Source organism: Nocardioides candidus, from assembly GCF_041321175.1.
Classification (GTDB): domain Bacteria; phylum Actinomycetota; class Actinomycetes; order Propionibacteriales; family Nocardioidaceae; genus Nocardioides.
The window spans coordinates 1,186,356-1,201,545 of sequence record NZ_JBGGWC010000001.1 but is presented as its reverse complement, the minus strand read 5'-3'; the positions used below and the strand labels follow the sequence as shown (position 1 = coordinate 1,201,545).

At 71.9% G+C, this 15,190-nt stretch carries 15 protein-coding genes and 1 riboswitch; of the genes, 2 read left to right on the top strand and 13 right to left on the bottom strand.

The genetic code is table 11. From position 1 onward, the window contains the following. Positions 1-73: 73 nt before the first annotated feature. The 5 genes from ACAX67_RS05925 to groL form a co-directional block, all read right to left on the bottom strand. Complete coding sequence (locus ACAX67_RS05925; RefSeq protein ID WP_370702888.1) at positions 74-1,315, bottom strand: transcriptional regulator; 1,242 nt, start codon at positions 1,313-1,315, stop codon at positions 74-76. 30 nt (positions 1,316-1,345) lie between these two features. Next, positions 1,346-2,470, bottom strand: a complete 1,125-nt coding sequence (locus ACAX67_RS05920) for an XdhC family protein (protein ID WP_370702887.1) — start codon at positions 2,468-2,470, stop codon at positions 1,346-1,348. Continuing rightward, a complete protein-coding gene (locus tag ACAX67_RS05915; RefSeq protein WP_370702886.1) occupies positions 2,463-3,584 on the bottom strand; it encodes a vWA domain-containing protein in 1,122 nt (373 codons plus the stop codon). The genes ACAX67_RS05920 and ACAX67_RS05915 overlap by 8 nt, the downstream gene beginning before the upstream one ends. Further along, complete coding sequence (locus ACAX67_RS05910) at positions 3,581-4,465, bottom strand: AAA family ATPase (RefSeq protein ID WP_370702885.1); 885 nt, start codon at positions 4,463-4,465, stop codon at positions 3,581-3,583. The genes ACAX67_RS05915 and ACAX67_RS05910 overlap by 4 nt, the downstream gene beginning before the upstream one ends. 117 nt (positions 4,466-4,582) lie before the next feature. After that, positions 4,583-6,211: a chaperonin GroEL gene (groL, locus tag ACAX67_RS05905; protein WP_370702884.1), complete on the bottom strand. Its 1,629-nt coding sequence runs from the start codon at positions 6,209-6,211 to the stop codon at positions 4,583-4,585. A gap of 252 nt (positions 6,212-6,463) precedes the next feature. Between groL and ACAX67_RS05900 the strand changes: the two genes are divergently transcribed. Together ACAX67_RS05900 and mctP are read left to right on the top strand one after the other, a co-directional pair. Then, positions 6,464-6,724 carry a DUF3311 domain-containing protein gene (locus tag ACAX67_RS05900; protein ID WP_370702883.1) on the top strand — a complete coding sequence of 87 codons (261 nt, stop codon included), beginning with the start codon at positions 6,464-6,466 and terminating at the stop codon, positions 6,722-6,724. After that, positions 6,721-8,412: a monocarboxylate uptake permease MctP gene (gene mctP, locus ACAX67_RS05895; RefSeq protein WP_370702882.1), complete on the top strand. Its 1,692-nt coding sequence runs from the start codon at positions 6,721-6,723 to the stop codon at positions 8,410-8,412. Before ACAX67_RS05900 ends, mctP begins: the two co-directional genes overlap by 4 nt. A gap of 7 nt (positions 8,413-8,419) precedes the next feature. On the opposite strand, the gene ACAX67_RS05890 is transcribed toward mctP, so the two are convergent. The 8 genes from ACAX67_RS05890 to otsB all read right to left on the bottom strand — a co-directional run bounded on the left by ACAX67_RS05890 (position 8,420) and on the right by otsB (position 15,164). Continuing rightward, entirely contained in the window at positions 8,420-9,625 is a 1,206-nt protein-coding gene (locus tag ACAX67_RS05890) for a hypothetical protein (RefSeq protein ID WP_370702881.1), read from the bottom strand. Further along, entirely contained in the window at positions 9,625-10,128 is a 504-nt protein-coding gene (locus ACAX67_RS05885) for a SigE family RNA polymerase sigma factor (protein WP_370702880.1), read from the bottom strand. Before ACAX67_RS05885 ends, ACAX67_RS05890 begins: the two co-directional genes overlap by 1 nt. Next, positions 10,125-11,063: an ATP-grasp domain-containing protein gene (locus ACAX67_RS05880; RefSeq protein WP_370702879.1), complete on the bottom strand. Its 939-nt coding sequence runs from the start codon at positions 11,061-11,063 to the stop codon at positions 10,125-10,127. The genes ACAX67_RS05885 and ACAX67_RS05880 overlap by 4 nt, the downstream gene beginning before the upstream one ends. Before the next feature lie 20 nt (positions 11,064-11,083). After that, complete coding sequence (locus tag ACAX67_RS05875; protein ID WP_370702878.1) at positions 11,084-11,266, bottom strand: hypothetical protein; 183 nt, start codon at positions 11,264-11,266, stop codon at positions 11,084-11,086. 602 nt (positions 11,267-11,868) lie between these two features. Then, positions 11,869-12,489, bottom strand: a complete 621-nt coding sequence (locus tag ACAX67_RS05870; RefSeq protein WP_370702877.1) for an OsmC family protein — start codon at positions 12,487-12,489, stop codon at positions 11,869-11,871. Positions 12,490-12,519: 30 nt separating this feature from the next. Further along, positions 12,520-12,798 carry a MoaD/ThiS family protein gene (locus ACAX67_RS05865; RefSeq protein WP_370702876.1) on the bottom strand — a complete coding sequence of 93 codons (279 nt, stop codon included), beginning with the start codon at positions 12,796-12,798 and terminating at the stop codon, positions 12,520-12,522. A 22-nt stretch (positions 12,799-12,820) separates the two neighbouring features. After that, positions 12,821-14,110 carry a threonine synthase gene (gene thrC, locus ACAX67_RS05860; RefSeq protein WP_527890986.1) on the bottom strand — a complete coding sequence of 430 codons (1,290 nt, stop codon included), beginning with the start codon at positions 14,108-14,110 and terminating at the stop codon, positions 12,821-12,823. Between the two features lie 9 nt (positions 14,111-14,119). Beyond that, positions 14,120-14,275: riboswitch (SAM riboswitch) on the bottom strand. Between the two features lie 85 nt (positions 14,276-14,360). Then, positions 14,361-15,164 (bottom strand): trehalose-phosphatase, encoded by an 804-nt coding sequence (gene otsB / locus ACAX67_RS05855; RefSeq protein ID WP_370702875.1) that lies wholly within the window; start codon positions 15,162-15,164, stop codon positions 14,361-14,363. Positions 15,165-15,190 lie beyond the last annotated feature (26 nt).

Sequence of the window (15,190 nt, the reverse complement as noted above, 5' to 3'; positions counted from 1 at the left end):
GTGACCCAGGTCACGCTAGGGATCGAAGGTTGGCGGATGGTTGCGCGGTTGCGAGGCTCGCTGGGCCCGCGCCTCAACCAGCGGAGGTGGCGATCGCCAGCCGGGCGCGCAGGAGCGGCACGGCGGGGTGCGCGCGGCCGTTGACGGCCGGCAGCGAGGCGAGGCAGACCTCGAGCACCTCGGAGTCGTACGGCGCAAGCTCGCTGTAGCGCAGGACCGCGTCGGGCAACGGGTCGGCCAGCAGCGCCTCACGGACGGCGACGGCGAGGTAGTCGGCCATCTCCGCGAGCGCGGGGCTGTTGGTGCCGGGAAGCAGGTCGCCGCCGTACGCGTCGAGCGCGGCCGCGACCTGGCCACGGCGCAGCAGGGCGAGCACGTGCTCGACGTCCGTCGCGATCGGCATCAGCAGCCGGTAGGGCCGCGAGGCGAGCTGGCCGCCGAGGGCGTGGCGCAGGTGGGAGACCTCGGCCTTGAGCGTGGAGAACGTCACGGCCTCGTCGCCGTAGAGCATGGCGTGGAGCTGGTCGAGCGAGAGGCCCTCGGGGTGCAGGGCGAGCAGCGCCAGCACCTCGGTCTGGCGGCGGTTGAGCAGCAACCGCTGCCCGTCGATGCGAGTCTCGGCGGTGCCCAGCAGCGTCATCACCAGGCCGGGGTCGGCCGTCACCTCGTCGCCGTGCAGCATCCGCGAGCTCGGCATCGCCTGCTCGATCAGGGTCGCGAGGACGCGGGCGGTCGCCAGGCCGATCGGGTGCGTGCGGTCCCAGGTCGTGGAGATGTCGAGCACGCCGAGCCGGACGCCGCTGACGGGGTCGTGCACGGGTGCCGCCCAGCAGACCCAGTTGTGCACGATGGGCGCGTAGTGCTCGGCGCTGAAGACCATCGAGGGCTGGTCGGCACGGTTGGCGAGGTCGAGGGCGTTGGTGCCGACGGAGCGGTCGTCCCACCGCCCGCCGGCCACGAAGTTCACGCTCTCCGCGCGGCGGCGCATCACCCTGCCGCCGTAGGTCCAGAGGATCCGGGTCTGCGGGTCGGTGACGGCCACCACGAGGTCGCCGTCCTCGGCCGTGCGGCGCAGCTCCTCCTCGACCCGCTCCACCGCGACCTGCAGCGGCGAGCCCTTCCAGAGCGAGGCCGTCTCGGACTCGTCGGCCAGCGGCGCCGCCTCGACACTCGGCGGCAACGCGGCCTCGGAGCGGGTCCAGCTGTGCAGGATCTCGGGTCGCACCAGCCGGTCGACGTCGCCGGCGTGCTCCATGAAGCGCGCCCAGGCGGTGACCGCCTCGGTCCGTCGGGCCTGCAGCTCCGCACGCGCCATGTCCGCCACTCTAGGCCCGGTCCGCAACCCTCACGAGAGGTCGCGGTGGATCCGTCCGGCCGTGGTCGCGAGCGGCTCGCCACTCCCGCCCCAGCGGCCGGCGACGATCTCCGCGGCGATGCTGATCGCGGTCTCCTCGGGGGTACGCGCGCCGAGGTCGAGCCCGATCGGGCTGCTCAGCCGATCGATCTCGGCGTCCGTCAGCCCGGCCTCGCGCAGCCGGGCGAGGCGGTCGTCGTGCGTGCGGCGCGAGCCCATCGCGCCGACGTAGGAGAGCTCGGGCAGGCGTAGCGCGACCTCGAGCAGGGGTACGTCGAACTTGGGGTCGTGCGTCAGCACGGTGACCACCGTCCGCGGGTCGATCCGGCCGGCCTCGTGCTCGGCGGCGAGGTAGCGGTGCGGCCAGTCGACGACGACCTCGTCGGCATCGGGGAAGCGGCTGGTTGTGGCGAAGACGGGCCGGGCATCGCACACGGTGACGTGGTAGCCGAGGAAGCTGCCGACCCGGGCCACCGCCGCCGCGAAGTCGATCGCGCCGAAGACGAGCATCCGCGGGCGGGGCGCGAACGCCCACACGAACACCCGCATGCCCTCGCCGCGGCGCTCCCCGTCGGGACCGTAGGTGAGCGTGCCGCTGTGGCCCGAAGCCAGCAGTCCGAGCGCGTCGTCGTGCACCGCGTCGTCGATCCGCTCCGAGCCCAGGCTCGCGCTCATCGCGTCGGCCCGCACCAGGGCGCGACGACCGAGCATGGCCGGGTCGGGGTGCTCGACGACGGTCGCCACGGCGATCGGGCTGCCCGCCTCGATCTCGCGGGCGATCTCGCCGAGCTCCGGGAAGGTCTGCTGGTCGACGCGCTCGACGTAGACGTCGAGGATCCCGCCGCAGGTCAGGCCGACCGCGAACGCGTCGTCGTCGCTGACGCCGTAGCGCTGCAGCACCGGGGTGCCGGAGGCGACCACCTCCTGCCCCAGCTCGTAGACCGCTCCCTCGACGCAGCCTCCGGAGACCGATCCCACCGCCGAGCCGTCCGGCCCGACCAGCATCGAGGCGCCCGGCGGGCGCGGCGCGGACTGGAAGGTCGCGATCACGGTGCCGACGCCGACGGTCTCGCCGGCCTCCCACCACCTCAGCAGCTCGGGCAGCACCTCACGCATCGCCGATCACCTCCAGCAGCGCGCAGAAGGTCGCGAACGAGTGGCCGGCGAGGAGGTCGTCGACGTGCGGCAGCACGGCCGCGATGCCCTGCTGCACCGGCTCGTAGCCGGGCTTGCCGCGGTGCGGGTTGACCCAGACCACGCGGTGCGCCAGCCGCCGCAGCCTGGCCACCTGCTCGCCCAGCAGCGCGGCGTCACCGCGCTCCCACCCGTCGCTGAGGATCACCACGACCGCGCCGCGCGCCAGGCCGCGCTGCCCCCACCGGTCGAGGAATGCCTTGAGGGTCTCGCCGAGTCGCGTGCCACCCGACCAGTCTGGCACCGCGTCACCAGCCGCCCTGATGGCGCGATCGGGGTCGCGCAGACCCATCGGCCGGGTCAGCCGGGTCAGCCGGGTGCCGACGCTGAAGACCTCGACGCCACCGGGGCGCGCAGCGCCGACGATCCGGTGCGCGAGGCGCAGCAGCGCGTCGGCGTACCCGCTCATCGAGCCGGACACGTCGACCAGCAGCACCACCCGCCGCGGCCGCACGGCGCGCTGCCGCCGGTGGATGCGGGCCGGCTCGCCCATCTGGCGCAGGCTCGCGCGCAGGGTGCGGGAGGCGTCGACCTCGCCGCGGCGATGAGGAGCGCGACGGACCGCCCGGCGCACCGGTGGCGCGACCGGGAGTGCGTCGAAGAGCAGGGCCAGACGGGCGCGATCGGCCGCGTCGAGGGTGGCGACGTCGCGGTGGCGGAGCACCTCGGTGGTGCTCACCGCGGCCCGGACCGGGCCGTCCGCGTCCTCCGCACCGGCTCCGGCGTCGGCAAGGTCGTCGGGCAGCAGCACCCGCACCGGCGGCCGCGCGGGCGCCTGGTCGGGCGCCACCGTCAGCGCGCGGTCCTCGCGGAACCACTCCTCGAAGATCCGGTCGTGGCGGGCCAGGTCCTCCGGCGAGGCGCACAGCGTGGCCCGGCCGGCGACCCTCGTCGTCGCGCGGTCGCCCAGGCCCGCGTGCGCGACCGCCTCGAGGTAGGCCAGCGCCCGGTCCTGGGTCACCGCGACGCCCGCCGCCCGCAGCGCCGCCGCGAAGCCGAGCAGCACCTCGTCGGCCTCGTGGGTGGTCGTGGTCATGGCGTCAGCATCCGGTCGAGCGCCGCCCGCACCCGCTCGGCGTCGTCGCGGTACTTCACCAGCGCGCCCAGGCTCCGCGCCGCGGTGCCGAGGTCGAGCTCGGTCGTGCCGAGGTGGTGCAGCGCCCGCGCCCAGTCCAGGGTCTCCGCCACGCCCGGCGGCTTGATGAGGTCGGCGCCGTCGCGCAACTGCTGCACCACGCCCACCACCTGACGGGCCAGCTCGGCGCTGACCTCCGGCGCGCGCGACCGCACGATCGCGATCTCGCGCTCGAGGCCCGGGTGGTCGATCCAGTGGTAGAGGCAGCGCCGCTTGAGGGCATCGTGCAGCTCGCGCGTGCGGTTCGAGGTCAGTACGACGACCGGCGGCGTCGCGGCCTGCACGGTGCCGAGCTCCGGGATCGTCACCTGGAAGGTGCCGAGGACCTCGAGCAGGAACGCCTCGAACTCGTCGTCGGCGCGGTCGACCTCGTCGATCAGCAGCACCGCAGGGCTCTGCTGGAGCGCGGCCAGCAACGGGCGGGCCAGGAGGAACCGCTCGTCGTAGAGACCCTTCTCGGCCTCGACCACGTCCCGCGGACCGTCGACGCCGCCCGAGAGGGCCTCGAGCGCACGAAGGTGCAGGATCTGGCGCGGGAAGTCCCAGTCGTAGAGCGCCTGGGTGGCATCGATGCCCTCGTAGCACTGCAGCCGGATGAGGGGCTGGTCGAGCGCCTCGGCGATCGCCTCCGCCAGCGCTGTCTTGCCCGTGCCCGGCTCACCCTCCAGGAGCAGCGGCCGGTGCATGGCGAGCGCCAGGTGGAGGACCGTCGCCAGGTCGGCGTCGCACAGGTAGCCGGTGTCGCCCAACCGGCGCGCCAGGTCGGTGACAGGTGCCTCCATGGGGGTGAGGCTAGGTCCGCACCGTTGGTCCGAGGTTGGCCGGGAAATGGGCACAGGGCCCCTCGCCGGAGCGAGGGGCCCTGTGGTGGTGCGTGAGTGACTTCTCCGCCGGTGGGCTCAGAAGTCCATGCCGCCCATGCCACCGGACGGGTCGCCCATGGGGGCGGCCTTCTCCGGCTTGTCGGCGACGACGGCCTCGGTGGTGAGGAAGAGCGCCGCGATGGACGCAGCGTTCTGCAGCGCCGACCGGGTGACCTTGGCGGGGTCGATGATCCCGCTGCCGATCATGTCGACGTACTCGCCGGTCGCAGCGTTGAGGCCGTGACCCGCCTCGAGACCGCGGACCTTCTCGGCCACGACGCCACCCTCGAGACCGGCGTTGATCGCGATCTGCTTGAGCGGCGCCTCGATGGCGACCTTGACGATGTTGGCACCGGTGGCCTCGTCACCCTCGAGCTCGAGCTTGGCGAACGCGCCGAGCCCGGCCTGGACGAGCGCCACGCCGCCGCCGGCGACGATGCCCTCCTCGACCGCAGCCTTGGCGTTGCGGACGGCGTCCTCGATGCGGTGCTTGCGCTCCTTGAGCTCCACCTCGGTGGCCGCGCCGACCTTGATGACGGCCACGCCGCCGGCCAGCTTGGCGAGGCGCTCCTGCAGCTTCTCGCGGTCGTAGTCGGAGTCCGACTTCTCGATCTCGGCGCGGATCTGGTTGACCCGTCCCTCGATCTGGCCCGCGTCGCCCGCACCCTCGACGATGGTGGTCTCGTCCTTGGTGATGACGACCTTGCGCGCCTGGCCGAGCAGCTCGAGTCCGGCCGACTCGAGCTTGAGGCCGACCTCCTCGGAGATGACCTGGCCGCCGGTCAGGATCGCGATGTCCTGCAGCATGGCCTTGCGGCGGTCACCGAAGCCCGGGGCCTTGACGGCGACGGACTTGAAGGTGCCGCGGATCTTGTTGACGACCAGGGTCGAGAGGGCCTCGCCGTCGACGTCCTCGGCGATGATGACGAGCGGCTTGCCCGACTGCATGACCTTCTCGAGCAGGGGCAACAGGTCCTTGACGTTGCTGACCTTGGAGTTGGCGATGAGGACGTAGGCGTCCTCGAGCACGGTCTCCATGCGCTCTGGGTCGGTGACGAAGTAGGCCGAGATGTAGCCCTTGTCGAACCGCATGCCCTCGGTGAGCTCGAGGTCGATGCCGAAGGTGTTCGACTCCTCGACCGTGATCACACCCTCCTTGCCGACCTTGTCCATCGCCTCGGCGATGGCCTCGCCGACGGTGGTGTCGCCACCGGCGGAGATGGTGGCGGTCGAGGAGATCTGCTCCTTGGTCTCGATCTCCTTGGCCATGCCGAGCAGCTGCTCGGACACGGCGGCGACGGCGGCCTCGATGCCACGCTTGAGACCCATGGGGTTCGCACCCGCGGCCACGTTGCGCAGACCCTCGCGGACCATCGCCTGGGCGAGGACGGTCGCCGTCGTCGTGCCGTCGCCGGCGACGTCGTCGGTCTTCTTGGCGACCTCCTTGACCAGCTCGGCGCCGATCTTCTCGTAGGGGTCCTCGAGCTCGATCTCCTTGGCGATGGAGACACCGTCGTTGGTGATCGTGGGGGCACCCCACTTCTTCTCCAGCACGACGTTGCGGCCCTTGGGGCCGAGGGTGACCTTGACGGCGTCGGCGAGCGTGTTCATACCTCGCTCGAGACCGCGCCGGGCCTCCTCGTTGAAAGCAATCAGCTTCGGCATAACTCCTGCGATTCCTTCGCAAATGAGATGTCTGGCGGACCCGGGTCGTCGCCCGCGACGGACGGCCAGACCGATCCGACGGACCCTTCCCGCCGACGCTGCTGACCTCGACTCACCGAGCCAGGAACTTGTCACTCTCATGTCGAGAGTGCCAACGTCATGTTTAGCACTCGACCCAGGCGAGTGCAAGCGCGGCGTCGTTGCTGCGACGCAACCTCTTGACGCCGCGCCGACCGTGAGTAGCGTCCGAGCATGATCTCGGGCAAGGAAGGCCGGGATCCGGCGCGCTCCGGCGACGCCGCGGTCCCCCGAACCGACAAGCGCAAGATGGCCCTCGCGGGCGTGCTGCTGGTGATCCCGGTGGTCGCCCTGATGTGGGTCGGCAGCTACGCGAAGGACGAGCCGGAGCTCTGGGGCTTCCCGTTCTTCTTCTGGTACCAGTTCGTGTGGGTCTTCCTGACCTCGGCGCTGACCTGGACCGCCTACCGGCTCACCCTGGCGGCGCGACGATGAGCGCGCTCGGCGTGCCCGTCCCGCTCGCCGCGGGCGACGGCGTCAACTGGGTGGCGATGTCGGTGCTCGTCGCGCTGTTCCTGGTGGTCACCGTCCTCGGCTTCCTCGCGACGCGCTTCCGCCGGGCGGCCGACATGGACAGCCTCGACGAGTGGGGCCTCGGCGGGCGCCGTTTCGGCACCTGGGTCACCTGGTTCCTGCTCGGCGGCGACCTCTACACGGCCTACACGTTCGTCGCCGTGCCGGCCGCGATGTTCGCCACCGGCGCCGTGGCCGGCTTCTTCGCCGTGCCCTACACGATCGTGCTCTACCCGATCATCTTCCTCTTCATGGCGCGGCTGTGGTCGGTCAGCCACCGCCACGGCTACGTCACGCCGGCCGACTTCGTCAGGGGCAGGTACGACGACCGCGGCCTCTCGCTCGCCGTCGCGGTCACCGGCTTCGTGGCGACCATGCCCTACATCGCGCTGCAGCTGGTCGGCATCCAGGCCGTCCTCGAGGTGGCCGGGCTCGGCGGCAACGACAACGTGGTCGTGCGCGACCTGCCGCTGCTGGTCGCGTTCGCCGTGCTCGCGGCCTACACCTACTCCTCCGGCCTGCGCGCGCCGGCCGTCATCGCGTTCGTGAAGGACTTCCTCATCTACCTGGTGGTCATCGTCGCCGTGATCTACCTGCCCTCGCAGGTCGGCGGCTGGGACGCGGTCTTCGGAGCGGCCAGCGACAAGATGGCGACGACCAGCGAGGCGACCGGCAAGCCCACCGGCGTCTTCCTGCCCGGCGCCGGGCAGTACTGGGCCTACGCCACCCTCGCGCTCGGATCCGCCATGGCGCTCTTCATGTACCCGCACTCGGTCACCGCGAGCCTGTCGTCCGACAGCCGCAACACCGTGCGACGCAACGCGGCCATCCTGCCGGCGTACTCCTTCGTGCTGGGGCTGCTCGCCCTGCTCGGTTGGGTCGCCATCGCGGCCGGCACCAACCCGGTCGGCGCCGACGGCAAGCCCAACGCGCAGCTGGTCATCCCCCAGCTCTTCGAGGACCAGTTCCCCGCGTGGTTCGCCGGCGTCGCCTTCGCCGCGGTCGCCATCGGAGCGCTCGTGCCGGCGGCGATCATGTCGATCGCCGCCGCCAACACCTTCACCCGCAACGTCTACAAGGAGTGGATCCGCAAGGACGCGACGCCGGCCGAGGAGGCGAAGGTCTCCAAGCTCATGTCGCTCGTGGTGAAGCTGTTCGCCCTCGTCTTCGTGCTGACGTTGGACAAGCAGAACGCCATCAACTTCCAGCTGCTCGGGGGCGTCTGGATCCTGCAGACCTTCCCGGCGATCGTGTTCAGCCTCTTCACCCGCTGGTTCCACCGGTGGGGGCTGCTGGCGGGGTGGGCGGTCGGCATGGTCTACGGCACGGTCGCGGCCTACCGCGTGATCAACCCGGCCACCGGCTCGCACTTCGGCGGCAGCGTCGCCGACATCCCCGGCATCGGCGAGATGGGCTACATCGCGATGACCGCGTTCGTCCTCAACGTGGTCGTGGCGGCACTGGTCACGCTCGCGCTCAACGCCGCGAAGGTGCCCAACGGTCGCGACCACACCGCGCCGGCGGACTACTTCGCCGACAAGGACGACCCGCGGGTGCAGGCCGACCTGGCCTCCGAGGACGACCTGACCCGCACCGAGCCGCAGACGTGACGGGAGGTCAGCGTCCGGCGACGGCGAAGCTCGCGACGAAGGACTCCTCGCCCGGCGTCCACCCGCCGATGTCGGAGACCCGGTAGACGTAGGGCGTGCCGATCCGCCACGCCAGGATCGCCGCGCCCGCCCAGCGGGACTCGAAGAGCACCGTCCGGTTGTCGGCCCAGCCGAGGACCGGGCAGCACTGCTTCCATCGCGCGTCGTCCCCCGACCACGGCCGCATGGCGAGCACCATGTCGGCCGCGAACGGGCGACCGCTCAGGGTGCCGTCGACCACGGCGACCGCGTCGATGCTGCGATAGGTGCCGTCGTCGGTCTCGAGCGGCCCGGCGAGGTAGAGCGAGCCGGCCCACCAGCCGCCGCTCCCCCAGGACGCCCGCCCGTAGGGGTCGTCGCCGTCCGCGAGCACGATGGTGCGGGTCGGGTCGAGCGTCGTCCCCCGGTCCTCACCGCTCGCGGAGAACAGCCGCTTCCTCCCGGCGTCCGAGGTGAGGACCGGCACCTCGATCAGCCCGTCGGAGTCCCACGACGCGCCCTCGGCCGCCCACCGGGCGGTCGGGATGCTCGCCCACGATCCTGCGACGACGTCGTAGACCTCCAGCGACCGCTCCTGGACGAAGAAGGCGTGGAGACCGTCGGGCGCCAGGCTCGCCTGGGTGACGGGCGGGCGCTGGTTGCCCCCACCGTCGGCGACCGGGTCCAGCCGCGAGGTGTCGAGCGTGTACGACGCCCCGTCGGACCCGATCACGACGACCCGCCCGGGGTCGTCGCCCCAGAGCTGGACGATGCCGACCGCCGCCATCCCTCCGGGCCACGCGGGCCGTCCCGGCGACAGGTCGACCACCGGGGGCAGCGGGGTGCCGGTCAACGGAGGCAGCTCCCACTCCTGCGCGGGTGCCGGCGCCCACCAGACGTCGGCACCGCCGTACGACCCGGCACGGTGCGCCTTCGGACCGCTGTGCACCTCCGGCGACGGGGAGGTGGAGGTGCTGGTCGGCGAGCCGGCCGGCGGCGCCGGGTCGTGCCCGCCGTTCGTGCCGACGACCACGCCGGTCGTGCCGACGACCGCGGCCACGACGACCGAGGCGGTGACGGCGGCGCGCCGCCGGCGTACGGCGTGGGCCCGCTCCCACGCACCGTCGACCAGGTCGGCCGTGGCGATCTCGGCGACGCGATCCTCGAGCAGGTCGCGCAGTCGATGGTCGCTCATCAGGACTCCTCCCTCAACAGCTCGGCCAGCTCCGGCGCCGCCTCACGGAGCCGCCGGAGGGCGAGGCTGGTCTGGCTCTTGATCGTGCCGACGCTCACGCCCATCGCCTCGGCGGCGGCGCGCTCGGTGAGGTCGTCGTAGTAGCGGAGGACGATCACGGCCCGCTGGCGTGGGGTGAGCCCGGCGAGTGCATCGTCGAGCAGGAGCCGCCGATCGACGCCCGGGCCGATGTCGCGGGTGCCGACGTCGACGGGCTCGGCGACGACGTGCTCCCTGCGGCGCTTGCGCCACGAGGAGATGTTGTCGCGCACGATGATCTGCCGGGCATAGGCGTCCGGGTTGCCGGACGCGAGCCGTCGCCAGCGCAGGGCGACCTTGGTGAGCGCCTCCTGCACCAGGTCCTCGGCGCGGTGGTGGTCGCCGGTGAGCAGCACAGCGGTGCGGAGGAGCGCGAGCTGCCGCTCACCCGCCCAGCGGCGGAACGCCTCCTCGTCGGTGCTCACACCCCATCAACGCACGCCGGGGGGCCCGAAGTTGGAGGGCCGCCGGAATTCGTCGCGCCGAGCGCACCAGGAGGGTGCGTCGGACGGCCGACGACAGCGGCGACCGCGTCTGCGAACGGCTCGGCGATCGTCGGATCGACGTCGAGGTAGAGACCGGGCTCGATCAGCTCGAGCTCGCTGACCACCGACTTCCCCTGCCACGACATCAGGTCGACGCGGGCGTAGGGGAGGTCGGCGGCGCACAGCCCCGCGGCAGCGGCGACGGCCCGCTCCGCCACCTCCGCCAGGGAGGGGTCGAGCGGGACGGGGCGGCTGATGCCGCCGTACTGCTCGTGGACGCGGATCTCCTCGCCGGCCACTGCCTTGTCGACCTGGGAGACGGCCCGGCCGCCGAGCACGTAGACGGAGGTCTCGCCACTGGTGCGCACCGATGTCACCAGCGGCTGGACCACCCACGGTCCGGGGGCGAGGTCGAAGAGGCTCCCGTCCCCGATGCCGCGGACCACCACCACGCCACGGCCGCCCGCACCGGTGCAGGGCTTGATGACCACGGTGCCCCAGCGCTGCAGGGCCGCGCTCAGCCCGGGCACGAGGGCGGCGTCCTCGACCACCGCGGTCGGCACGACCGGCACGTGCGCGGCGAGCTCCACCAGGTAGGACTTGTCGGCGTTCCAGGCGAAGACGTCGGCGCCGTTGAGGAGCCTCGTCCCCGCCTCGACGGAGCGCGCCCAGTCGAGGAACGCGGGCAGTCGTCGGTGGTAGTCCCACGCCGACCGCACGGCGACGAGATCGGCCGCGGCCCAGTCGACCGTCCGGTCGTCCCAGCACACCCACCGCGCGTCGATGCCGCGCTCGGCCAGGGCCGGGACGAGCACCTCGCCGCCCGGTTCACCGGACGGCATCAGGGCGAACGTGACGAGCAGGACCAAGGGCACCGCGGCACCCTAGCGGCGGATCAGAGCCTGCCGGAGGTCTGGTTGCGCCGCCCGTTGGCGAGGGCGTGCAGGATCGCGTAGTTGGTGCTGGTGTCGGCGGTGCGGTCGTAGACCTTCTTCCGCGCGCCCGGCCCGAACTCGGCGTAGAGCGCACAGAACGCCACAAATGCGACCACCCCGCCCATGATCAGGAACCACCACATGACCAACCCCCTGTGTTCCCTGAGCGTCTCGAGGCTCCAGTACACACCGTCGACCGGCTGTCAGTCCAGAGATCAGCGCGCGATGTCCGGGTACGACGGCCCCGCCTCCCCTAGGCTCCCCCGGTGATCCCCCAGCGGTACGCCGCCGCCCTGGCCGCGTGGGCGCTGCTCCTCGCGGGTTGCTCCTCGGGCGATGACGCCGACCGGGCCGACCACAGCTACGCGGAGGGCACGCCGACCTCCGACACGGTCGAGCTCCCCGACGGCATGCGCTGGGTCGACACCGCGTCGGGCCTGCGGTTCGCGGCACCCGCGCGCTCCACCGTCATCACCGGGGACGCGGTCGACGCCCCGGCCAACGCCCCGGCACTGGCCGACCTCCTCGCGCTCCTGGGACTGACGACCAACGGGAGCGTCGTCCGAGCCGAGCTCCGTCGCGGGGACGTGCTGGTGGCCGGCCCGAAGCGGCGCTACACGTGGGTGACGGGTGAGGACGCGGACGCGTTCCCCACCGAGGAGGAGCTCAAGTCGACGACCGACTACCACGGGACGTACGCCGAGATCGACACCATCTACTCCGCGCTCGGTGCGGGCACGATCGCCTACCGCCCGGTCCGGCTCGACGGTCGGATCACCTTCACCGCGAGCGTGTTCGTCCGCGTCGTCGGCGGCACGGCGTTCGTGCTCGTGACGGCAGCGTCGTACGACGACCTCGCCCTCACGGTGTCGGACCTGGTGGCCACCTTCTCCGAGGCCGGCTGATCAGCCGGCGACCACGATCTCCGGCTCGTGCGGAAGCTCACCGAGGCCGCGATGAAGCAGTTCTCGCTGGCCTCGCGGTGGATCTCCCGGGCCAGGTCGGCCTGCGCCGGGTCGGTGATCGTCACCCGCGGTCGCAGCACGACGGAGGTGAAGCGTCCGCCCTGCCCGACCTGGCTCATCGTGCCGACCGGGTCGTCGCTGTAGCCGGTGACGACGATCCCGTGGTTCACCGCGGAGTGCAGGTAGGACAGCAGGTGGCACTGGGCGAGGGCGGCGAGCAGCAGCTCCTCGGGGTTCCACCGGCCCCGGTCGCCGCGGAAGGTCGGGTCGGCCGAGCCGAGCAGGTCGGGCTTGCCCTCCGCTGAGAGCACGCAGTTGCGGGCGTAGTCGCGATAGCCGCTCGTGCCGGTGCCGCGGTTGCCCACCCAGGTCACCGCGAGCGCGTAGTGGTGGTCGGTCACCCGACCATTCAAACAGCCAGGCGGCCGGGGTCAGCAGCCGCCGGCGACGGCGGGGATCACCGAGATCTCGGTGCCGTCCGGCGTCGGGGTGAGCAGGTCGTCCTGGAAGCGGACGTCGTCGTTGCCGACGTAGACGTTCACGAAACGGCGCAGCTTGCCGTCCTCGTCGAGGATCCGCCCCTTGATGCCGGCGAACCGGGCGTCGAGGTCGTCGAGCACCTCGGAGAGGTTGGCGCCCTCGGCGCTGACCTCGGAGTCGCCGCCGGTGTAGGTGCGCAGGATCGTCGGGATCCGGACGCTGACGCTCATCTCGTGTACCTCTTCTTCTCGATCAGATGCCGGTCGCCTTGAAGGCGGCGTAGGTCGGGGGGATGGTCGCTGCGGCGCTGACCTGGCCGGACACCGCGTCGAGGGTCTTGAGACCGTGGCCGGTGTTGATCACGACGGTCTCCTTGGCCGGGTCGAGGACGCCGGTCTCCACCAGCTTCTTCGTGACCGCGAGCGTGGTGCCGCCGGCCGTCTCGGTGAAGATCCCCTCGGTGCGGGCCAGCAGCACGATGCCCGCGCGGATCTCCTCGTCGGTCACCTGCTCGACGGCACCGCCGGTGCGGCGGGCGATGTCGAGGACGTAGATGCCGTCGGCGGGGTTGCCGATCGCGAGGCTCTTGGCGATCGTGTCGGGCTTGACCGGCCGGATCGCGTCGGTGCCGGCCTTGAAGGCCGTGGCGACCGGGCCGCAGCCCTCGGCCTGCGCACCGAAGATGCGGTAGGGCTTGTCCTCGACGAGGCCGAGCTGGATCAGCTCCTTGAACGCCTTGTCGACCTTGGTGAGCTGGGAGCCGGACGCCACGGGGATGACGATCTGGTCGGGCAGCCGCCAGCCGAGCTGCTCGGCGATCTCGTAGCCGAGCGTCTTGGAGCCCTCGGCGTAGTAGGGCCGCACGTTGACGTTGACGAACGCCCAGCCCTCCTCCTCGCCCGCGATCTCCGAGGCGAGCTTGTTGACGTCGTCGTAGTTGCCGTCGACCGCCACGAGGTTCTCGGTGAAGATCGCCGAGTTCACCTGCTTCGGCTGCTCGAGGTTGCTCGGGATGAACACGACCGTCTTGATCCCGGCGCGCGCGCCGGCAGCGGCCACCGCGTTGGCCAGGTTGCCGGTCGAGGGGCAGGCGAAGACCTTCGCGTCGAGCTCGCGTGCCGCGCTCAGGGCGCAGGCGACGACCCGGTCCTTGAAGGAGTTGGTCGGGTTGGTCGAGTCGTCCTTCACCCACAGCTTCTCGATGCCGAGCTCGCGGCCGAGGTTGTGGGCCGGGAGCAGCCGGGTGAAGCCGGGCTCGGTGTTGGGGCTGGTCTCGATGTCGGTCGGCACCGGCAGCAGCGCCTTGTAGCGCCAGATGTTGCGCGGGCCGGCCTCGATCTCCTCGCGGGTGACGGCCGGGAACTCGTAGGCCACCTCGAGCGGACCGAAGCACTCCGGGCACGCGTAGAAGGGCCCGAGCGTCACCTGGTGGCCGCACTCGCGGCAGGCCAGGGCGACGGCGTTGCCGAAGGCGCCCTCACGGGGACCGGTGGTCGGGTTGGGGTCGACGGGACAGTCGGCCTCGGTCACGACAGCGCTCACAGTTCCTCCTTCTCATCTGCCCCGTGCGTCCGTCGCATCGGGTCGGATTTGGCACCGTTTTCCACGATCCGTTCCCCTGGCCGTGCTTCTCTGGCTGGGAGGCGGAGGCTCGTGGCGGTTGCCGGGACTTCGCAGGGCCGTTCCCTCAGTCCCTCTGGATGAGCAGGTCCCAAACTATCCGGGCGGGCGCCGTCCTTCCCAATCGAGATCCCGCCATTCGAGACGGACGTCCGCCATTCGAGACAGAGGGTCAGTGCCCGGTGTGCTCGATGTCGGCGCGCAGCTGGCGCAGCAGGTCCAGGACGCCGTCCGGCCCCTTGACGACGACGTCCGAGAGCGGGAGCAGCGCGCTCTGCTCGTCGGAGGCCGAGCACACCCGGAGGGCGGCGATGCCGCGCTCCCCCAGACCGTCGACCGCCTCGAAGGCCTCGAGGTCGCCGAGGTCGTCACCAGCGAAGACGAAACCCTGGACGTCGAGCTCCGTCGCGAGCTTCTCCACCACCATGCCCTTGTGGGCGCCGGGCGAGCGGACCTCGATCACGCTGCGGCCCGGCTCGACCACCAGGCCGTGCCGCTCGGCGAGCGATCGCAGCGGCGGCAGCAGCCGCTCGAAGGCGTCCTGGGGGTCCGGCAGGCGCCGGGTGTGTACGGCGACCGCAAGTCCCTTGTCCTCGACGAAGGCGTCGGCCGCCCCTGCCAGGCGCAGGGTCCGCGGCAGGTCGCGCTCGAAGGTGGCCAGCCCTCGCGGCGGCCGGGGCGCGATGATCCGGCGCTCCCGCGAGGTCCACCGCTCGTTGCCGTACTGACCGAAGAGGTAGAGCTCCTTGCCGGACGAGGCGATCGCGTCGCCGACCTCCTCCAACCCGCCGAGGTCGAGCGCCTGGCGGGCCGGTCGCCCGGTGATCACCGCGATCGCGGCAACGTGGGGCGCCAGGTCCACCAGCACCTCGGAGGCGTCGGCGTGGATGTGCGCACGGTTGGGGTCGTCCACGATGGGCGCGAGGGTGCCGTCGAAGTCGAGACCGACGACGGTGCGACCGGCTACGCGGACCACTTCCGCGTAGCGTCGTTCACCCTCGC